This window comes from Fusobacterium varium (assembly GCA_021531615.1).
GTDB classification, from domain to species: domain Bacteria; phylum Fusobacteriota; class Fusobacteriia; order Fusobacteriales; family Fusobacteriaceae; genus Fusobacterium_A; species Fusobacterium_A varium_C.
Genome location: JADYUE010000042.1, coordinates 1 through 18,951, shown reverse-complemented (window position 1 = coordinate 18,951; position 18,951 = coordinate 1). Strand labels below are relative to the sequence as shown.

34 protein-coding genes are annotated in these 18,951 nt (G+C 32.9%); all 34 read right to left on the bottom strand.

Annotated features, from left to right (window positions below):
* Positions 1 to 126 precede the first annotated feature (126 nt).
* The gene (locus I6E31_10615; GenBank protein ID MCF2640419.1) at positions 127 to 330 is read right to left on the bottom strand and encodes a cold-shock protein; all 204 of its coding nucleotides are present in this window, start codon (positions 328 to 330) and stop codon (positions 127 to 129) included.
* Between the two features lie 235 nt (positions 331 to 565).
* Entirely contained in the window at positions 566 to 916 is a 351-nt protein-coding gene (gene rplQ / locus I6E31_10610; protein ID MCF2640418.1) for a 50S ribosomal protein L17, read from the bottom strand.
* Between the two features lie 24 nt (positions 917 to 940).
* Entirely contained in the window at positions 941 to 1,918 is a 978-nt protein-coding gene (locus I6E31_10605; GenBank protein ID MCF2640417.1) for a DNA-directed RNA polymerase subunit alpha, read from the bottom strand.
* 27 nt (positions 1,919 to 1,945) lie between these two features.
* Positions 1,946 to 2,533, bottom strand: a complete 588-nt coding sequence (rpsD, locus tag I6E31_10600; GenBank protein ID MCF2640416.1) for a 30S ribosomal protein S4 — start codon at positions 2,531 to 2,533, stop codon at positions 1,946 to 1,948.
* Between the two features lie 68 nt (positions 2,534 to 2,601).
* Positions 2,602 to 2,991 (bottom strand): 30S ribosomal protein S11, encoded by a 390-nt coding sequence (gene rpsK, locus I6E31_10595; protein ID MCF2640415.1) that lies wholly within the window; start codon positions 2,989 to 2,991, stop codon positions 2,602 to 2,604.
* Positions 2,992 to 3,053: 62 nt separating this feature from the next.
* Complete coding sequence (gene rpsM, locus I6E31_10590) at positions 3,054 to 3,410, bottom strand: 30S ribosomal protein S13 (GenBank protein ID MCF2640414.1); 357 nt, start codon at positions 3,408 to 3,410, stop codon at positions 3,054 to 3,056.
* Positions 3,411 to 3,577: 167 nt separating this feature from the next.
* The gene (gene rpmJ, locus I6E31_10585; protein ID MCF2640413.1) at positions 3,578 to 3,691 is read right to left on the bottom strand and encodes a 50S ribosomal protein L36; all 114 of its coding nucleotides are present in this window, start codon (positions 3,689 to 3,691) and stop codon (positions 3,578 to 3,580) included.
* A 25-nt stretch (positions 3,692 to 3,716) separates the two neighbouring features.
* Positions 3,717 to 3,938 carry a translation initiation factor IF-1 gene (infA, locus tag I6E31_10580; GenBank protein MCF2640412.1) on the bottom strand — a complete coding sequence of 74 codons (222 nt, stop codon included), beginning with the start codon at positions 3,936 to 3,938 and terminating at the stop codon, positions 3,717 to 3,719.
* Positions 3,939 to 4,018: 80 nt separating this feature from the next.
* Positions 4,019 to 4,780, bottom strand: coding sequence for a type I methionyl aminopeptidase (gene map, locus I6E31_10575; GenBank protein ID MCF2640411.1), 762 nt, complete (start codon positions 4,778 to 4,780; stop codon positions 4,019 to 4,021).
* A gap of 27 nt (positions 4,781 to 4,807) precedes the next feature.
* Complete coding sequence (locus I6E31_10570) at positions 4,808 to 5,449, bottom strand: adenylate kinase (protein ID MCF2640410.1); 642 nt, start codon at positions 5,447 to 5,449, stop codon at positions 4,808 to 4,810.
* 641 nt (positions 5,450 to 6,090) lie between these two features.
* Positions 6,091 to 6,309 (bottom strand): hypothetical protein, encoded by a 219-nt coding sequence (locus tag I6E31_10565; GenBank protein MCF2640409.1) that lies wholly within the window; start codon positions 6,307 to 6,309, stop codon positions 6,091 to 6,093.
* Positions 6,310 to 6,379: 70 nt separating this feature from the next.
* Positions 6,380 to 7,660 (bottom strand): preprotein translocase subunit SecY, encoded by a 1,281-nt coding sequence (gene secY / locus I6E31_10560; protein MCF2640408.1) that lies wholly within the window; start codon positions 7,658 to 7,660, stop codon positions 6,380 to 6,382.
* A 43-nt stretch (positions 7,661 to 7,703) separates the two neighbouring features.
* A complete protein-coding gene (rplO, locus tag I6E31_10555; protein ID MCF2640407.1) occupies positions 7,704 to 8,183 on the bottom strand; it encodes a 50S ribosomal protein L15 in 480 nt (159 codons plus the stop codon).
* A gap of 1 nt (position 8,184) precedes the next feature.
* On the bottom strand, positions 8,185 to 8,370 hold the full coding sequence (gene rpmD, locus I6E31_10550; GenBank protein ID MCF2640406.1) for a 50S ribosomal protein L30: 186 nt from the start codon (positions 8,368 to 8,370) through the stop codon (positions 8,185 to 8,187).
* A 12-nt stretch (positions 8,371 to 8,382) separates the two neighbouring features.
* Positions 8,383 to 8,886, bottom strand: coding sequence for a 30S ribosomal protein S5 (gene rpsE / locus I6E31_10545; protein ID MCF2640405.1), 504 nt, complete (start codon positions 8,884 to 8,886; stop codon positions 8,383 to 8,385).
* A 24-nt stretch (positions 8,887 to 8,910) separates the two neighbouring features.
* Positions 8,911 to 9,279 carry a 50S ribosomal protein L18 gene (gene rplR, locus I6E31_10540; protein MCF2640404.1) on the bottom strand — a complete coding sequence of 123 codons (369 nt, stop codon included), beginning with the start codon at positions 9,277 to 9,279 and terminating at the stop codon, positions 8,911 to 8,913.
* Positions 9,280 to 9,317: 38 nt separating this feature from the next.
* Positions 9,318 to 9,875, bottom strand: a complete 558-nt coding sequence (gene rplF, locus I6E31_10535) for a 50S ribosomal protein L6 (GenBank protein MCF2640403.1) — start codon at positions 9,873 to 9,875, stop codon at positions 9,318 to 9,320.
* Between the two features lie 25 nt (positions 9,876 to 9,900).
* Positions 9,901 to 10,296 (bottom strand): 30S ribosomal protein S8, encoded by a 396-nt coding sequence (gene rpsH / locus I6E31_10530; GenBank protein ID MCF2640402.1) that lies wholly within the window; start codon positions 10,294 to 10,296, stop codon positions 9,901 to 9,903.
* 29 nt (positions 10,297 to 10,325) lie between these two features.
* On the bottom strand, positions 10,326 to 10,613 hold the full coding sequence (gene rpsN, locus I6E31_10525; protein MCF2640401.1) for a 30S ribosomal protein S14: 288 nt from the start codon (positions 10,611 to 10,613) through the stop codon (positions 10,326 to 10,328).
* A 24-nt stretch (positions 10,614 to 10,637) separates the two neighbouring features.
* Positions 10,638 to 11,189, bottom strand: coding sequence for a 50S ribosomal protein L5 (rplE, locus tag I6E31_10520; protein MCF2640400.1), 552 nt, complete (start codon positions 11,187 to 11,189; stop codon positions 10,638 to 10,640).
* Between the two features lie 18 nt (positions 11,190 to 11,207).
* Positions 11,208 to 11,549, bottom strand: coding sequence for a 50S ribosomal protein L24 (gene rplX / locus I6E31_10515; protein ID MCF2640399.1), 342 nt, complete (start codon positions 11,547 to 11,549; stop codon positions 11,208 to 11,210).
* A gap of 23 nt (positions 11,550 to 11,572) precedes the next feature.
* Positions 11,573 to 11,941, bottom strand: a complete 369-nt coding sequence (gene rplN / locus I6E31_10510) for a 50S ribosomal protein L14 (GenBank protein ID MCF2640398.1) — start codon at positions 11,939 to 11,941, stop codon at positions 11,573 to 11,575.
* A 30-nt stretch (positions 11,942 to 11,971) separates the two neighbouring features.
* Positions 11,972 to 12,223, bottom strand: a complete 252-nt coding sequence (rpsQ, locus tag I6E31_10505; GenBank protein MCF2640397.1) for a 30S ribosomal protein S17 — start codon at positions 12,221 to 12,223, stop codon at positions 11,972 to 11,974.
* Positions 12,224 to 12,275: 52 nt separating this feature from the next.
* Positions 12,276 to 12,458 (bottom strand): 50S ribosomal protein L29, encoded by a 183-nt coding sequence (gene rpmC, locus I6E31_10500; GenBank protein ID MCF2640396.1) that lies wholly within the window; start codon positions 12,456 to 12,458, stop codon positions 12,276 to 12,278.
* Positions 12,458 to 12,880 (bottom strand): 50S ribosomal protein L16, encoded by a 423-nt coding sequence (gene rplP / locus I6E31_10495; GenBank protein ID MCF2640395.1) that lies wholly within the window; start codon positions 12,878 to 12,880, stop codon positions 12,458 to 12,460. Before rplP ends, rpmC begins: the two co-directional genes overlap by 1 nt.
* A gap of 2 nt (positions 12,881 to 12,882) precedes the next feature.
* On the bottom strand, positions 12,883 to 13,539 hold the full coding sequence (gene rpsC, locus I6E31_10490; GenBank protein ID MCF2640394.1) for a 30S ribosomal protein S3: 657 nt from the start codon (positions 13,537 to 13,539) through the stop codon (positions 12,883 to 12,885).
* Positions 13,540 to 13,556: 17 nt separating this feature from the next.
* Positions 13,557 to 13,889 (bottom strand): 50S ribosomal protein L22, encoded by a 333-nt coding sequence (gene rplV / locus I6E31_10485; GenBank protein ID MCF2640393.1) that lies wholly within the window; start codon positions 13,887 to 13,889, stop codon positions 13,557 to 13,559.
* 52 nt (positions 13,890 to 13,941) lie between these two features.
* Positions 13,942 to 14,220 carry a 30S ribosomal protein S19 gene (gene rpsS / locus I6E31_10480; protein ID MCF2640392.1) on the bottom strand — a complete coding sequence of 93 codons (279 nt, stop codon included), beginning with the start codon at positions 14,218 to 14,220 and terminating at the stop codon, positions 13,942 to 13,944.
* 24 nt (positions 14,221 to 14,244) lie between these two features.
* On the bottom strand, positions 14,245 to 15,075 hold the full coding sequence (gene rplB / locus I6E31_10475; protein ID MCF2640391.1) for a 50S ribosomal protein L2: 831 nt from the start codon (positions 15,073 to 15,075) through the stop codon (positions 14,245 to 14,247).
* A gap of 56 nt (positions 15,076 to 15,131) precedes the next feature.
* Entirely contained in the window at positions 15,132 to 15,416 is a 285-nt protein-coding gene (rplW, locus tag I6E31_10470) for a 50S ribosomal protein L23 (GenBank protein ID MCF2640390.1), read from the bottom strand.
* Positions 15,416 to 16,048 carry a 50S ribosomal protein L4 gene (gene rplD / locus I6E31_10465; protein MCF2640389.1) on the bottom strand — a complete coding sequence of 211 codons (633 nt, stop codon included), beginning with the start codon at positions 16,046 to 16,048 and terminating at the stop codon, positions 15,416 to 15,418. The genes rplW and rplD overlap by 1 nt, the downstream gene beginning before the upstream one ends.
* A gap of 30 nt (positions 16,049 to 16,078) precedes the next feature.
* A complete protein-coding gene (rplC, locus tag I6E31_10460) occupies positions 16,079 to 16,705 on the bottom strand; it encodes a 50S ribosomal protein L3 (protein ID MCF2640388.1) in 627 nt (208 codons plus the stop codon).
* A 183-nt stretch (positions 16,706 to 16,888) separates the two neighbouring features.
* Positions 16,889 to 17,200, bottom strand: coding sequence for a 30S ribosomal protein S10 (rpsJ, locus tag I6E31_10455; protein MCF2640387.1), 312 nt, complete (start codon positions 17,198 to 17,200; stop codon positions 16,889 to 16,891).
* Positions 17,201 to 17,439: 239 nt separating this feature from the next.
* Positions 17,440 to 18,792 (bottom strand): APC family permease, encoded by a 1,353-nt coding sequence (locus tag I6E31_10450; GenBank protein MCF2640386.1) that lies wholly within the window; start codon positions 18,790 to 18,792, stop codon positions 17,440 to 17,442.
* Between the last annotated feature and the right edge of the window lie 159 nt (positions 18,793 to 18,951).

Here is an 18,951-nt window from a genome sequence, read left to right as displayed (position 1 = left end):
GAGTCAAATTGATGTTAAAAAATATAAGTTTTGTAAACGTAAATTAGAATGATAAATTATAGTTTAAAAAATATACTAAAAAAGAGGTCAGATACTGACCTCTTAATTTTTTTATTATGTGATTAACTATTTAGCAACAGAAACTTCTACTGCCATAGGTCCTTTTTTACCTTCTGATACTTCAAAAGTTACTTCTTGACCTTCTTCTAAAGTTCTGAATCCTTCTCCAACTATTCCAGTAAAGTGTACGAAATAATCTTGTCCATCTTCACTAGTTAAAAATCCAAATCCTTTTTCTTTGTTAAACCATTTTACTGTTCCTTTAAGCATTTTAAAACCTCCAAAAAAATCAAAAAAAATTCTCGTTCAGCATTGAAGAAATTAATCAAAATTATAGAATTAAAACTATAATTTTATTTAACATCAGTAACTTAGAACAATTGACACTATTATACCCCATAAATGTAATATTTTCAAGCACTTTTTAATTAAAAATCAAAAATAATTAGAAAGATTAAAAAAAGAGAGACTTTTTCAGTCTCTCTTCATATATATAATCTAATTATTATACTAATTCGATTATAGCCATTTCTGCTGAGTCACCTTTTCTAACAGATGTTTTGATGATTCTAGTGTATCCACCATTTCTTTCAGCATATTTTGGAGCTATTTCGTTGAATAATTTAGCTACAACTTCTTCATTTCTTAAGAAAGCAAAAGCGTTTCTTCTAGATGCTAAAGTATTTTTCTTTCCGAAAGTTATCATTCTTTCAGCGAATTTTCTTAATTCTTTAGCTCTTGTTACAGTAGTTTCTATTCTTTCAGCACTTAATAAAGATATAGTTAAGTTTTTTAGCATAGCTTTTCTGTGGTCAGCTCTTCTTCCTAACTTTCTATATGACTTATTGTGATTCATTAGTTAGCTATCCTCCTTGTCTTCTTATTCAGGAGATCCATTTTGTGATAGATCATATCCTAATTCTTTCATTTTCTCTAGGATCTCATCTAAAGATTTTCTTCCTAGGTTCTTAATTTTTAGAAGTTCGTTTAATGACAATTTAGCCAATTGACTTACTTCTTCTATTCCAGCTTTCTTTAAGCAGTTAAATGATCTAACTGTTAAATCAAGTTCTTCTATCTTAGTATTTAAAATATTATCATCTTTAGCATGGCTTACAGAAGTTTCTTCTTCTTCTTCAGCTTCAGCTCTTAGATTTTCCATTTTGTTTCCTAATTCTAAGAATGGATCAAAATGTAATTTTAATAACTCTACTGCATAAGATAGTGCATCTCTAATTTCTATACTTCCATCAGTCTCTACATCTAAAGTAAGTTTGTCGAAATCAGTCATTCTTCCTACCATAGTATCTTGAATGCTATAAGAAACTTTTCTGATTGGAGTATAGATAGCGTCAATAGCTATATAATCAACTGGCCAATCTTTCTTTTCGATCTCTTCTGATACAACAAATCCTTCTCCTGTATCAACTAAAAATTCCATGTCAAGTTCTCTATCTGTAGTTATTGTACAAATAACTTGCTCAGGATTTACTATTTCTATTCCTACATCTGGTATTATATCAGCAGCAGTTACTACTTTTGGTCCTTTTACAGAAAGTGTCATTCTTCTTTCACCAGTAGTTTCAGCTTTAACAACAACCTCTTTAATATTAAGGATTATTTCAGTAACAGCTTCTTTAACTCCGTCCATAACTGAGAATTCGCTTAAAACACCGTCTATTCTTATTCCTTTAATAGCAGCTCCTGGGATAGAAGAAAGTAAAACTCTTCTCAAAGCATTACCAACAGTATGCCCATAGCCTCTATATAAAGGTTCAACAATATATTGTCCTTTAAATTCACTCTCTTTTACTTCGGTAATATTAATACCCCTTGCATGTTTTTCAATTTTTAACATTAAATCAACTCCTATTAAAAGGGCTTATTATCTAGAGTAGAATTCAACTATTAATGATTCGTTTAGATCGAAATCTAAGTCATCTTTAGTTGGATTTTGAAGAACTTTTCCAGAGAATGCTGCTTTGTCTAGCTCTAACCAAGCTGGAACTCTAGCATCTTCTACAGCAGTTTTGATGATATCTAAGTTTTTAGAATTTTCTATTATAGATATTACATCTCCTACTTTTACTCTGTAAGAAGCGATATTAACTCTTCTTCCGTTTACAGCAACATGTCCGTGAGACACAACTTGTCTAGCTTGTCTTCTAGTTTTAGCAAACCCAAGTCTGTAAACTACATTTTCAAGTCTTCTTTCTAAGTATTCGATTAAAGTCAAACCAGTAACTCCAAGTTTTCTAGCTGCTTCCTCGTATATTTTTCTGAATTGTTTTTCCATTACGTTATATATAAATTTAGCTTTTTGTTTTTCTCTTAATTGAACTGCATATTCTGTAGGTTTTTTGTTTGCATTAGGTCTAGGTCCTCTTTTTGAAGACTTGTTAACACCTAAAACAACAGGATCAATACCTAGAGCTCTACATTTCTTCAATACAGGCTGTCTATTTCTTGCCATTTTTTAAATATTCCTCCTTTGTATTCAATTTTTCAGATACTTTTTTCAAATTTCAAAATAAAGTGAGATTAAACTCTTCTTCTTTTTGGTGGTCTACAACCATTGTGTGGAACTGGAGTAACGTCAGTGATTTTAGTTACTTCTAATCCAGCTGCTTGTAAAGATCTGATACAAGCTTCTCTTCCAGAACCTGGACCTTTCACTTTTACTTCTACTTTTTTCATTCCATTTTCCATAGCTATATTTGCTGCTTGTTCAGCTGCGATTTGAGCTGCAAATGGAGTTCCTTTCTTAGTACCTTTGAATCCAGAAGTACCTCCTGATTTCCAGCTTACAACTTTACCTTCTGCATCAGTAATAGCAACTATAGTGTTGTTGAAAGTTGAGTGTATATGAGCAACTCCGTTAGGAATATTTTTCAATTTCTTTTTGATCTTAGCTACTTTTTTCTTAGCCAACTTAAGCTACCTCCCTTGCTAATTAATTACAAAATACTCTATAATTCTCTAAAATGCTCTAATTATTTTTTGATTGGTTTTTTAGGACCTTTAACAGTTCTTGCGTTAGTTTTTGAACTTTGTCCTCTTACAGGTAGATTCATTTTGTGTCTTAATCCTCTGTAACATTTGATATCCATAAGTCTTTTTATAGAAAGTCTTACTTCTTTTCTAAGATCTCCCTCTACCTTAATAGTTTCTACAATGGCTCTGATTTTGTTTACTTCTTCTTCAGTTAAATCCTTAACTCTTGTATCGAAGTTAACTCCAGCTTCTGTTAATACTTTTTGTGAAGTTGGTTTTCCGATTCCGTAAATGTAAGTTAGAGCTATCTCAACTCTTTTGTTTCTTGGGATATCTACTCCTGCTATTCTAGCCAAAATTGTTTCCTCCTCTTTCGAAAATTTATATATTTTGCTAGTATAATAACCAGCTAAATACTTTCCTCGATATGGCCCATTTCCAGATTATGGGGATGACTCTACAGCCACCATATCTTTACAGCACTCCATTATCAGTACTTTTTAACAAACTCTCTTTAGTAAAATTATCCTTGAACTTGTTTATGTTTTGGGTTTTCACAAATTACTCTTACTTTCCCATGTCTCTTGATAACTTTACACTTGTCACAAATAGGTTTAACTGATACTCTTACTTTCACTAGTCTGCCTCCTTTCGTGATTAAATTAATTTTTCTTTCTGTATACTATTCTACCCCTTGACAAGTCATAAGGAGAGATTTGTACAGTTACTCCATCTCCAGGTAAAATTTTGATATAGTTCATTCTCATTTTCCCAGAAATGTGGCCTAAAATAGTATGACCATTCTCTAATTCAACTTTAAACATTGCATTTGGAAGGGCCTCTAAAATAGTACCTTCTAATTCGATAACATCTTTTTTCGACATAATTCCTCCTATCGAACAGAACTTCGTTTTATTATATCACCTAAAACACAAAAAGTCCAGTTTTTTCTTTTAAATTTTTCCTATAATTCACTTAAAATTACTGGCTTTCCATCAACGATTGCAATAGAGTGTTCAAAGTGTGCAGATCTCTTTCCATCTCTAGTTACAATAGTCCATCCGTCCTCTTTTACATTGATCTTATATGATCCTGCATTTACCATTGGTTCAATAGCTAATACCATTCCATTTTCGATCTTTATTCCTCTACCTTTTCTTCCAAAGTTAGCAATAATAGGATCTTCGTGCATAGAATGTCCAACTCCATGTCCAGCAAAATCTCTTACAACAGTAAATCCATTTTTCTCTACATAGCTTTGAATTGCATGTCCTATATCACCAATTCTGTTTCCAACTACTGCCATTTCAATTCCGATCTCTCTAGATTTTTCAGTAACTTCTAACAATCTTCTTGATTCTTCATCAATCTCTCCAACTGCATAAGTTATAGCTGAATCTCCAAAAAATCCATTAAGTTCAGTAACAGTATCTACACTAACTATGTCACCCTCTTGTAATATTCTATCTCCAGGTATTCCATGAACAACTTCCTCATTTACAGATATACAAGTTCCTGCTGGAAATGGCATATACATTCCATCAACACCTATACATGCTGGTCTTGCCCCTTGTGATCTAATATAATCCTCTACTATCTTATTTATCTCTCCAGTAGAAATTCCTGCTTTTATATATTGAGGTAAAACATCTCTATATAATCTAGCAATAATTTGGTTTGCTTTTCTAATTTGTTCAATTTCATCTAAACTTTTTATAAGTGACATTTCAACTTCCTTTCTAATTAAATAATACTATCCAAGAATATCGAAAATCTCTTTTGTTATAGCTTCAACTGATTTAGTACCATCTATATCAACAAGTACTCCTCTTTCTTGATAGAAATCAAATAATGGAGCTGTTTGAGAGTGATATTCTCCTAATCTTTTTGTTACAGTTTCAGCATTATCATCTTTTCTAGTGATAAGATCTGCTCCACAAAGATCACATTTTCCTTCTACTTTTGGTGGGTTGAATTCAACATGGAAAGATGCTCCACAAGCTGGACATACTTTTCTTCCAGTTACTCTTCCAACGATTAATTCATCTGGTACATTTAAAGAGATAACTTTATCTAAAGTTATTCCCATTTCTTTCATTAATACTTCTAAAGCTTCAGCTTGAGCTATTGTTCTTGGGAATCCATCTAAAATGAATCCTTTTTTACAATCTTCTTGAGATAATCTATCTTTGATTATTCCTATAATAGTTGAATCTGGAACTAATTTTCCTTCATCCATAAATCTTTTAGCTTCAAGTCCCATAGCAGTTCCCTCTTTTATAGCTGCTCTTAGGATATCTCCTGTTGAGATTTGAGGAATTCCATATTTTTCAATAAGGAATTTAGCTTGAGTTCCTTTTCCTGCACCTGGTGCACCAAATAACATAATATTCATATTGCAACATCTCCTTAAAATATTTTTTTTATTACTTTATTATTATACTATAACTTTAGGAAAAATGCACGTTTTTAATAAACTAAACTATAATTTATCGTTCTAATTTACATTAACAAAACTTATATTTTTTAACATCAAGTTGTCTCCATGTCAGTGAATAAAGAATCCCTATAGCTCATTCCGTTGAAAATGCAAAACTCACTCGCAAGCTCGCTCAAACACGTTGCATTTTCTTAACTGCATTTCGCTGAGGCCTTCTAATATTCACTTCCGAATTACGTCAACTTGATGTTAGGGATAATTCCTAATATCAGCTAAATGTAATTTGGAGAAGAATATTAGAGAGAGTTACGAAATCTGACGCTAAAAATTCCGACGTGTTTGAAGACGAAGTCAAGTTTCGGAATTTTAGTCAGATGAGTGTTACTCTCTCTTTATTCTTTGACATGGAATTTAGCTGATATTTAAAAGAAATAGGAAGAGCTGAAATTGACTAATTAACGTAAATAACAAAGGTACTTTGTCAAAACCTAGCAATGTGCTAGATAACTGAGCTAAAAAAGAAAATTAAGGATCACAGAAACTCCGTTTCTGTGTCTCAAATGTAGTAGTCGTTTACACTCCTCTACTTTTGGAAATTATAGTTTATCTATATTATTTTTATAGATTCTTGTATAAACTTCTTGAGCTGCTTCTCCAAATTCATTCATATCATACTCTTCATCATAACCGTAACTAGCAATAGCTTTGGCTATTGTTATTAACACACCTTCTATATCATAATATCTTATCATATCTTCAGCCTCATCAAAATTCTCATTAATAAACTTCTTATCTTCTTCAGTTAATTTAACCATTTTGACCTCCGAAAAAATATTTATAATATAAAAAAACACAACCATACAGTTGTGTTTTTTATATAAAGCTTTATATAAATCCTTTGTATTCTCTCATTACAAGATGAGCATTAATTTGTTGAACAGTATCAATTGCTACTCCAACCACAATTATTATTCCTGTTCCTCCGAAGAAAACTGGAAGATTAAATGCAGTAAATATAGCATATGGAAGTATTGATATTGCTGCTAAGAAGAAAGCACCACCCCAAGTAATTCTTGTGACAACACCTTCTAAATACTCAACTGTTTCATTTCCTGGTCTTATTCCAGGTATTGTTCCTCCACCTTGCTTTAAGTTATCTGCTACCTTTTCAGGATCAAATACTATTGCAGTGTAGAAGAATGAGAAGAAAATAATCACTGCAGCATATAAAATCATATATACTGGATGATTTTGACTAAATACCATTGCTAATGTAGTTTTAAAAGTGTATTCTGATGGAATTGCATTTATTATTACTGATGGAATCATCATAACTACTGATGCAAAGATAACAGGCATTACTCCTGCACTGTTAAGTTTTAAAGGTATGTATGAGTTTTGTCCCATTCCACCTCTTCCATTAAATCCTTTTCCTACATAGTGAATAGGTATTTTTCTTTGTCCCAATTGGAATACAACTATTCCTGCAACTGTAATTACTGCTGCTGCTGCTATTAATAATAGTATTGGAATAAGAAACTTACTTGTTCCTAATTTTTGAATTGTCTGAGAAACATTAGCTGGTCCACCAGAAATTACATTTAGGAAGATCAATAAAGAAACTCCATTTCCTATACCTTTTATTGATATTTGTTCCCCTATCCACATTAGGAAAACAGTACCAGCAGTTAAAGTAACTATAGTTGTTAAGAAGAACATTACTCCAGGTGTAGTAACAAGACCTACAGATTGTAACCACATACAAACACCAAATCCTTGAACAACGGCGATAGCTATTGTCAAGTATCTAGTCCATTGAGTGATTCTGTTTCTTCCTGCCTCTCCCTCTTTTTGAATCTCTTCAATTTTCGGAATAATAACAGCTAAAAGGCTGAATACTATTGAGGCATTAATATAAGGAACTATTCCTAGAGCAAAGATAGAAACTCTTTTAAAAGCTCCACCTGAAAACATATTAATGTATCCTAGTATATCGCTTTGCTCTGTCATAGCCGTAAGTCTGTCTACATCTATGCCAGGAGCTGGAATATATGTTCCAACTCTAGCAACTAAGAACATTAACAAGGTGAAGATAATTCTATCCCTAAGCTCAGGAATATGATAGATGCTACTCAATTTTGCTGTAAATTTTTCCATCAAAGTCAAAACAACTTCACCCCGCTTTGTAAACTAACAAGTTAAATTATTCTTACTTATTGTTTTTAGCAACATCAGCAAAAGTTTTAACTTCTATAATTTCTACAGATCCACCTTTAGCTTCGATAGCTGCTTTAGCAGATGCAGAAACTTTGTGAGCTTTTACAGTTACTTTTTTATCTAAAGTTCCATTTCCTAAAACTTTGATTCCATCTTTTAATTCTCTTACTAATCCAGTTTCGAATAAAAGTTCTGGAGTAACTACTGCTCCATCTTCAAATTTATTTAATAAATCTAAGCTTATTAAAGCATAGTCTTTTTTGAATATAGCGTTAGAGAAACCTCTTTTTGGAACTCTTCTATAGATAGGCATTTGTCCACCTTCGAAGTAAGTTTTAACTCCTCCACCTGCTCTTGAGTTTTGTCCGTTACTTCCTTTTCCAGATGTTTTTCCTAATCCTGAAGATTCTCCTCTTCCAACTCTTTTTCTTGCTTTTCTAGGTACAGAAGGCATTAATTCATTTAATTTCATCTTATGCTTGCACCTCCTCTACTTTAAGTAAGTAAGAAACTTGAGCAAGTTTTCCTTTTAATTCAGGAGTTTCAACATGCTCCACTACATCATTCATCTTCTTAAGCCCTAGCGACTTTACAGTTGCTATGTGGTTAGGCTTTCTTCCGATTATGCTTTTTACAAGCTCTATTCTAAGCTTTACCATCTAAATTCCCTCCTAGCTTAAGATATCTTTAACTTCTTTTCCTCTTAGTGCAGCTATTTGTTCAGCTGTTCTAAGTAATTTTAACGCTTCAACAGTAGCTCTTGCTACATTGTGCTTATTTCTTGAACCTTTGATTTTAGTAAGAATATCGTGAACTCCTACAAGTTCTAATATTTCTCTTGCTGCAGATCCAGCAATTACTCCAGTTCCTTCATAAGCTGGTGCCATCCATAGAGATGTTGCTCCCCATTTCCCAACGATTTCGTGAGGAATAGTTTTTCCTTTTAAAGAAACATCTACCATGTTCTTTTTAGCAGAAGAAATAGCTTTTTTTATAGCATCAGGAACACCATTTGCTTTCCCTAATCCTAATCCAACTTTTCCTTCTCCGTCTCCAATAGCAGCTAAAACTGAGAAAGATATTGTTCTTCCTCCTTTAGTTGTCTTAGAAACTCTTGATATCTTCAATAATTTTTCTTGATATTGTTTTTCTTCTCTATTTGCTAACTTAGACAAGTGAAATCCTCCTCTCTAAAAGATTTAGAAGCTTAATCCTGCTTCTCTAGCTGCTTCTGCAAGAGCGGCTATTCTTCCTGTGTATTTATACCCAGATCTATCAAAAACTATAGCTGTTATTCCTTTAGCTGTTGCTCTTTCTGCAAGTGCTTTACCTACAGATTTTGCAGCTTCAACATTTCCACCATTCGCAATATTTGCTTTTAATTCTTTATCTATTGTAGATGCAGAAACTAATGTTACTCCATTCACATCGTCGATTAATTGAGCAAAGATATTGTTGTTTGATCTATATACAGAAAGTCTAGGTCTATCAGCTGTACCAGAAATTTTATTTCTGATTGCTAGATGCTTTCTTGTTCTTACAGCTTGTCTATCTACCTTCTTAAACAACTGTCTTACCTCCTTATAGTCTTATTAGTTAAGCTATCTTACGACTTTTTACCTTCTTTTCTTCTGATAACTTCATCAGCATATTTAACTCCTTTTCCTTTATAAGGTTCTGGAGCTCTTTTTGCTCTGATGTCAGCAGCTACTTGACCTACTACATCTTTTTCGATTCCTTCAACATGTACAGTAGTATTTTTTTCTACAGTAAATTTGATTCCAGGAATTTCATCGATGATGATAGGGTGAGAATATCCTAGAGATAATTCTAGTCCTTTTCCTTTCTCAGCAGCTCTGTATCCAACCCCTACTAAATTTAAAGTTTTCTTGAAACCTTCAGAAACTCCAACAACCATGTTATGGATTAGAGCTCTAGTTGTTCCGTGAATAGCTCTAACTTCTGGTAAGTCGTTAGGTCTTTCAACTACGATTTCATTTACAACTTCATGATGCTTTTCTTCTTTAGTATATTTTATTGTTAATTCTTTGTTAAATTCTTTTTTTAATGTACCTTTAGGTCCTTTTACAGTAACTTCATTTCCATTAACTGTAACTTCAACTCCAGAAGGCACAACGATAGGTTTTTTACCTACTCTTGACATTTACTAGACACCTCCTAAGTTTTAATTACCAAACAAATGCAAGTATTTCTCCACCTACGTTTTCTCTTCTAGCTACTCTGTCAGTAACGATTCCCTTAGAAGTGGATACAATAGCAATTCCTAGTCCTGATAGAACTCTTGGCATATCTTCTACTGAAGAATATACTCTTCTTCCAGGTTTAGAAATTCTTTTTATTCCTTTGATAACTCTATCTTTACCATCATATTTTAAGTATACTCTGATACTTTTTTTGTTTCCATCAGTTACAACTTTATAGTTTGCTATATATCCTTCTTCTTTTAGAATTTCAGATAATCTTTCTTTTAAAGTTGAATGAGGCACATCTACTTTTTCATGCATTACTGCATTTGCATTTCTGATTCTTGTTAACATATCAGCAATTGGATCTGTTAAATACATCTACGAAAATCCTCCTTCCTACTATCAAATTACCAAGATGATTTCTTAACTCCTGGTATAAGTCCAGCTCCTGCAAGCTGTCTGAATTTTACTCTTGAAATACCGAATTCTCTCATGAATCCTCTTGGTCTTCCGTCTAACTGACATCTATTTCTTCTTCTAACTGCTGATGAGTCTTTAGGAAGTTTGTTTAATTCAAACATAGCTTCCATATCTCCTTCAGCAACTCTTTTCTTTAGCTCAGCTCTTTTTTCAGCATATTTATCGCATAGTTCAGCTCTTTTAACATCTCTAGCGATCATTGACTTCTTTGCCATCTATTCCTTAACCTCCTCACTATCTTACTTTTTGAAAGGCATTCCAAATGCTCTAAGTAAAGCTCTTCCTTCTTCATCAGTTTTTGCAGAAGAAACCATAGTGATAGACATTCCTAAAAGTTTATCAACTTTATCGAATTCGATTTCAGGGAATACTAGTTGATCTCTTAATCCTAGAGAGTAGTTTCCTCTTCCATCAAATGAATCAGCTGGAACTCCTTCGAAGTCTCTTACTCTTGGAAGAACTACATTCACTAATCTATCTAAAAAGTCGTACATTCTTTCTTTTCTTAAAGTAACTTTTGCTCCGATAGGCATACCTTCTCTTAACTTGAACCCAGCTTCTGATTTTTTAGCTTTTCTTACAACTGGTTTTTGTCCAGAAATGATAGCTAAGTCTCCCATAGCTGCATCTATAAGTTTAACATTTTGAGTTGCTTCTCCAACTCCCATGTTTACTATTATTTTTTCTAGTTTTGGACATTCCATGATGTTAGTAATTCCAAGATCCTTCATAAGAGCTGGAACTATTACATCGTTATATAATTTATGATATCTAGAAACGTATTTAGACACTTACGTTTTCCTCCTTTCTTATAGAACTTCTCCTGATACTTTTGAGTATCTTACTTTTTTACCATCTACGAATTTATATCCAACTCTTGTTGGTTTACCAGCTTTTTCATCGAAAAGCATAACTTTTGATGAGAACATAGGTGCTGGCTTAGTAACAACTCCACCTTGTGGGTTTATTGGACTTGGTTTCATATGTTTAGTGATTAAGTTGATTCCTTCAACTACAACTTTTCCTTTTTTAGGGAAAACTTTTACAACTTTACCTGTTTTACCTTTATCTTTTCCAGAGATTACATATACCATATCTCCAGTTTTAACGTGTAATGATTCAGGTACAAATTTGATCTTAGGTTTAGCCACGACGATTAGCCTCCTCTCTTAAATTAAATTACTTCAGGAGCTAGAGATAAAATCTTCATGAAGTTTTTAGCTCTTAACTCTCTTGCAACTGGTCCAAATATTCTTGTTGCTTTTGGTTCATTGTTGTTATTGATTATAACTCCTGCGTTATCATCAAATTTTATATATGATCCATCTTCTCTTCTTAATTCTTTTTTAGTTCTAACTATAACAGCTTTTACTACGTCACCTTTTTTAACGTTTCCACCAGGGATTGCTTCCTTAACTGATGCGACAACGATGTCACCGATTTTACCGAATCTTTTTTTAGATCCACCAAGAACTCTTATGATCATAAGTTTCTTAGCACCTGAGTTATCAGCAACATTAAGGATAGTTTGTTGTTGTACCATTAAAATATCCTCCTCTCACAATAATTGGAATTATCTAGCTTTTTCAACAATCTCTACTAGTCTCCATCTTTTATCTCTTGATAATGGTCTAGTTTCCATAATTCTTACTCTATCTCCAGTTTGAGCTACATTGTTTTCATCGTGAGCTTTAAACTTAGTAGTGCTTTTTACTCTCTTTTTATAGATTGGATGTAAAGCCATTGTTTCTATTGCAACAACGATTGTTTTATCCATCTTGTCAGAAACAACTATTCCTTCTCTAACTTTTCTTTCGTTTCTCAAGACATTAACCTCCTCTTCCAAAGAATCAAATTATCTATAAACTTGAATGAGATTATCTTTCGTTTAAGATTGTATTAATTCTAGCAATTTCTCTTCTAACTTCTCTAATTTTAGCAGTGTTAGTAAGTTGACCTAATGAAAGTTGGAACTTTAGGTTGAATAATTCTTCCTTAAGCTCTTTACACTTAACAACTAAGTCTTCAGTAGACATTTCTCTTATTTCCTTAGCTCTCATTAGTTTTCACCACCATTCTCTTTCTTAACAATTTTACAACTGATAGGAAGCTTCATTGCAGCTTTTCTTAAAGCTACCATAGCTTTATCTTCAGTTACTCCAGAAACCTCGAACATTATTCTTCCAGGTTTAACTACTGCTACCCAACCTTCAACGTTTCCTTTACCTTTACCCATTCTCACTCCAGCTGGTCTAGCTGTGATTGGTTTGTCAGGGAATATTCTGATAAAAGTTTTTCCTTCTCTTTTGAAAGTTCTGTTGATAGCAACCCTACATGATTCTATTTGTCTATTAGTTATCCAGTGTGGCTCAAGAGCTTGTAGTCCGTAATCTCCGAATGCTACAGTATTTCCTCTTTGAGCAGTACCTTTCATTCTACCTCTAAACATTTTTCTATGTTTTGTTCTTTTTGGCATTAACATGACTACGCTTCTCCTCCTTCCCTTTTAGTTGGAAGAACTTCACCATGGAAAACCCATACTTTTATTCCTAGAGCTCCATAAGTAGTGTGAGCTGTTGCTACTGCATAATCAATATCAGCTCTTAGTGTATGTAAAGGTACTTTTCCTTCTACTACCCATTCAGCTCTGGCAATTTCTGCTCCATTTAGTCTTCCAGAAACCATAACTTTGATTCCTTTAGCTCCAGCTCTCATAGCTCTCATTATAGCTTGGCTTACAGCTCTTTTGTATGCTACCCTTTTTTCGATTGATGTAGCAATGTTTTCTGCAACAAGTACAGCGTCCTTGTTGAATTCTTTAACTTCTTGAACTTTAACTGTTACTTTTTTACCAGTTAATTTTTCAAGAGTTACTCTTAAATTATCTATTTCTGCACCTTTTCTTCCGATGATTATACCAGCTTTTGCTGTATAAACAAGAACAACTACGTTAGAAGGAGAAGTTCTTTCGATCTTAACCTTCGATATTCCTGCATGGAAGTAGTTCTTCTTGATAAGTTCTCTGATTTTTACATCTTCATGGAAGTACTTAGCGTATTCCTTCTTATCTGCATACCAGTTAGAATCCCAAGATCTAGTAATTCCTACTCTTAGTCCTCTAGGGTCTACTTTTTGTCCCACAGTCTTACCTCCTTAAACTACTTTTCAGAAACTGCCACAGTAATGTGAGCTGTTGGTTTTCTGATTATATCCGCTCTTCCCATAGCTCTAGGCATGATTCTTTTAAGAGCTGGTCCATCATTTATCATAATTGTTGAAACTACTAACTTATCTTCATCCATTTTGAAGTTGTTAGTTGCATTAGCAACAGCTGATGCTAATGTTTTACTTATAATTCTAGCTGCTTTTTTATTTGTAAACTCTAGAATATCTAATGCTTCTAGCGCTGATTTTCCTCTTACTAAGTCAGCTACTAACCTAGCTTTTCTAGGAGACAATCTTACGAATCTAGTTATTGCTCTAGCTTCCACTAGTCCAACCTCCTTTTATAACTCAACAAAATTTAGTATTTTATATAATTAATTATTTTTTCTTCTTTTTATCTACACCGTGTCCGTAGTAAGTTCTAGTTGGTGCAAACTCACCTAGTTTGTGTCCAACCATTTGCTCAGTTACGTGAACAGGTATGTGCTTTTTCCCATTGTACACTCCGAAAGTGATACCAATGAAATTAGGGAATATAGTTGATCTTCTTGACCAAGTTTTAATAACCGCTTTTAAGTTTTGAGAAGCTACAGCTTCTTCAACTTTTTTCATTAAGTGGTGGTCACAGAAAGGTCCTTTTTTTAATGATCTAGCCATTACCTATTAGCCTCCTCTCGAAAATTATTTATCGTTTCTTCTTCTTACGATAAATTTATCTGTAGTTTTCTTACCTCTAGTTTTAACACCCATTGCTGGTTTACCCCAAGGTGTTAAAGGAGCTTTTCTACCTACTGGATTCTTACCTTCTCCTCCTCCATGAGGGTGATCAACAGGGTTCATTACAGATCCTCTTACGTGAGGTCTTTTACCCATGTTTCTGTTTCTTCCAGCTTTACCGATTTGAACTAAGCTATGTTCAGAATTTCCTACTTCTCCGATAGTTGCCATACATTCACCGTGAATTAATCTAAGTTCACCTGATGGTAACTCTACGTGACAGTAAGTTCCTTCTTTAGCAACAAGTCTTGCTGCTGTACCTGCGGATCTTACTAATTGTCCACCCTTTCCTCTTTGTAGTTCAATATTATGAATTTGAACCCCTACTGGCATGTCTTTTATTTTAAGTGCGTTTCCTGGTTTAATCTCAGCTTGAGATCCTGCCATAACCATGTCACCTTTTTTTAATCCTTTTGGTGCTAATATATATCTTTTTTCTCCATCTACATAGAATAGAAGAGCGATATTAGCTGTTCTGTTTGGATCGTACTCGATAGATTCTACTCTAGCTGGTACATCTAATTTATTTCTTTTGAAGTCGATAATTCTGTAAAGTCTTTTGTGTCCTTTTTGTCTGTCTCTACAAGTTCTGTGCCCGTAGTTATCTCTACCATAAGCAGATTTTAAAGGTACAGTTAAAGACTTTTCAGGTCTTACATTATCTAAATCTTCATTGACTAATCTTGACATGTGTCTAGTTCCATTAGTCATTGCTTTTATTTTTCTAATAGCCATTTTTGCTTAACCTCCGTTTAGACCTATATATATCTTTAGCCGCTTTCTACAGTTTATTATACTTCTTTAAAGTAAGTGATTGTTCCTTCAGCTAATTTAACGATTGCCTTCTTTTTAGCTTGAGTTTTGTAAAGTTTCATTCCATGTCTCTTAGTAACAGGTTTGCTGTTTAGAGTTGCCACTGATGCAACTTTAACGTTGAATAACTCTTCAATAGCTTTTTTGATTTGAATCTTGTTAGCTTTTGGGCTTACTTCGAAAGTGTACTTGTTGTACTCTCTTCTAAGTAATTCAGTTTTTTCAGTGATGATAGGTTTTTTTACGATATCATATGATGTCATTATCCAAGCACCTCCTCTATTGTAGTTAGTGCTTCTCTAGTAAGAATTACTTTTTCTTGTTTTAATAGCCAGTATACACCAATTTCATTTGGTTGTAATACTACTGCGTTTTCAAGGTTTCTTACTGATAGGTATAAGTTGAAATCTGCTTCTGCAGCAAGATCGTTTACTACAAATAATTGTTTGTTAGTTGCGTTAATTGCATTTGTTAAAGCAATTATTGTTTTTGTTTTTGGTGTATCGATTGTTCCTTCAAGAACTAGGATATCTCCATTAGCTACTTTAGCTGATAATGCTGATCTTAGAGCTAGGTTTCTAACTTTTTTGTTAACTTTTTTCTCATATGATCTTGGGTGAGGACCAAATGTAACTCCTCCTCCTACCATATGTGGAGCTCTGATAGTACCTTGTCTTGCTCTACCAGTTCCTTTTTGTTTGAAAGGTTTTCTTCCCCCTCCTCTAACCATTGCTCTAGTTTTAGTAGCTGCAGTTCCTTGTCTAGCAGCTGCTAATTCTGCAGTTAATACTTCATGAAGCACTGCTTGATTAGGTTCAATCCCAAACACTGAATCTTTAACTTCAACAGTTCCAGTTTGTGTTCCTGCTAAGTTATATATGTTTAAAACTGCCATTATTTTCCTCCTTCCACATCTACTAACCTATTATTTTTTTACTGCTGGTTTGATTACGATATAACCGTTCTTAGCTCCTGGTACTGCACCTTTGATAAGTACTAAGTTATTTTCAGCATCAACCTTCACAACTTTTAGGTTTTGAACAGTTACTGTAACATTTCCATATTGTCCAGCCATTCTTTTTCCTTTTAAAACTTTTCCTGGCCATGATGACATTCCGATAGATCCTCCAAGTCTGTGGTTTCTAGAAACCCCGTGAGACGCTCTGTTTCCACCGAATCCGTGTCTTTTCATAACCCCTGATGTTCCTTTACCTTTTGATGTACCTGTAATATCTACATAAGCAACATCTGCTAAAACATCAGCTTTGATTTCTTGACCAAGTTCGAAACCTTCTACTGAGTCTACTCTTAATTCTTTAACGAATCTTTGAGGGTTAACTCCTGCTTTCTTGAAGATTCCCATTACTGGTTTAGTAGTGTTTTTTTCCTTTTTCTCATCAAATCCTAATTGTAGAGCTGTATATCCATCATTTTCTACAGTCTTCTTTTGAAGAACATAGTTAGGACCAGCTTCAACAACTGTAACTGGAATGAATTTTCCATCTTCAAATATTTGAGTCATTCCAATTTTCTTTGCTAAAATTCCTGACATTGTTTTACCTCCATCAAATAATATATTGGTTGACAACTCGACCTCGTGGTTCTACAGTCTAGCTTTAAAAAAAGCGTCAACTTGTATTATTCTGTAAGGATAATTTAGATTTCGATAATCGTCTTATCAAACATAATCAAATTACCCGAATCAAACCATGAATGGTTGTTTTTTAAAAATCAATTAGATTTGTTTGATTTCTATTCCAACACCAGCTGGTAAGTTAACTGCTGTTAACGAAGCTATTGTCTTTTGTGTAGAATTGTTAATTTCTACCATTCTTCTGTGTACTCTCATTTCAAATTGTTCTCTTGAATCCTTGTTTAAGTGTACTGATCTTAAAACAGTATACTTTTTAATCTTAGTAGGTAATGGCATAGGTCCTGCAATTTCTGCTCCAGACTTTTTAGCAACCTCTGCTATTCTTTTAGCTGATTGATCTAATAAAGTATGGTCATAAGCCTTTAAGTAGATTCTTAATTTGTTAGAAGCCATCTATTTGTTACACCTCCTTCAATCATCTCTTTAAGGATTTTTTCAAATATCCTTATACACTCTAAGGATTATAGCATAGTTATCAAAAAAATCAAAGCTTTTTTTGATTTTTTTTTATATTTTTTTTACATAATTTTAACTGTGTTACAATCATACTTTTCTTATATTTTTCAAATAGCTTTTAATAAAAAGGAGTGACTTTTTTAAATCACTCCTTCTATAAAAATTCTATATTTTACTTACTTTTTTTCAAAATTAACTTCAGATTTACTATTTTGAACTTTTAAAAATAATAGAGCTAAACATATAACTATACTACAAATTATTAGATAGTATATTGTCATTGGATTTTGCAGTCCACCAACTACAATTATACTAGAACCTATAATAGCTAATATTGGAATTATAACTCCTTTGGTAAAACTTGGGACTTCTCCTTTTTTATAAAGTTTTATTACATTGAAATACAATATTATATATAGAATATAACTAGCCACTATAGGAATTTCAGATACATCTGAATTTGGTAACATATTATATTTTTGTGTTATATAGTTTAGCCATATCCATACCATTGAAACTATTATGGCAAAAATCGCAGATATTTTTGATACTCCTGTTTTTTTGTCAACTTTTTCTATTTCAGAAGAAAAAGGTAACATCTTTCTCAATGCCAAAGAGTATGGAAGTCTAATAAATCCTAAAATAAATCCATTTAAAGTTCCTGTAACTGATACAACAATAAAAGTTAAAATTACTTTAGCTCCATTTTTTCCAAAAATCTTTAAAGCTGCAACATTTAGATGCTCATCTCCCAATCTCATTATCTCTTCAGGTCCTACTAAAATACTAATTCCTACAAAATAAAGTATATAAGCTACTAAAACAAATATTGGACCTATTGTTAAAGCAAGGGGAAGTGTTTTTTTACTATTTTTCAATTCATGAGCTATAGATGTTGAAACTACCCACCCATCATAAGAAAAAGCAACTGGTCCTAAAGCAGCTAACCAAGTTCCACTTTGTTCTCCTAGCTTTATAGTTGTTTCATTCACTATTAATTTAGGATCTCCATAAATTAATCCAGCTACTGCCATAAGAAAAAGTGGTATTATTTTTATAAAAGTTGAGATATTTTGATAATATCCACCTAGTTTTGTTGAAACTGTATTTACAAAAAAACATATAACTATACTTATTACACTTAAATATAGTAAAGTTTTTGTCGTAGCTTCAATACCAAATAACATACATATATATACTCCAGTTACCCATGCTAAAACAGCTACTAAGGCTGGAAAATATACAAAACCTAAAAACCATCCAAAAGCACAAGCTACTTTTCTTCCAGAATACTCATCAGCATATGTTATGATCCCACCTGCTGCTGTTGTTTTAGAAGCTAGAACTCCTATTGTCAAGCTTCCAAAAATAATCCCTATAGCTGCTATTGAAAAAACTGCTATTCCCTTTTCTATGCTTCCATTTGTATATATTAAGATGTTATCACTCTTAAAAAATATACCAGATCCTATAACTATTCCTACTATCATAGTTATAGCTGTTATTAAACCATATTTTTTCTTCTCCATTAATTTTTCTCCTCAATATATATTTTTTTAATTTTACCGGGGTACATTATATCTTATTACTTAAACTTTGAAAAGTTTTTTTTGATATTTTTAAAGGGTGTATAATTTTTGGTGTTGGTACTTAAATGTATTAACACCTTTTTTACTTTTTTTCAAAAA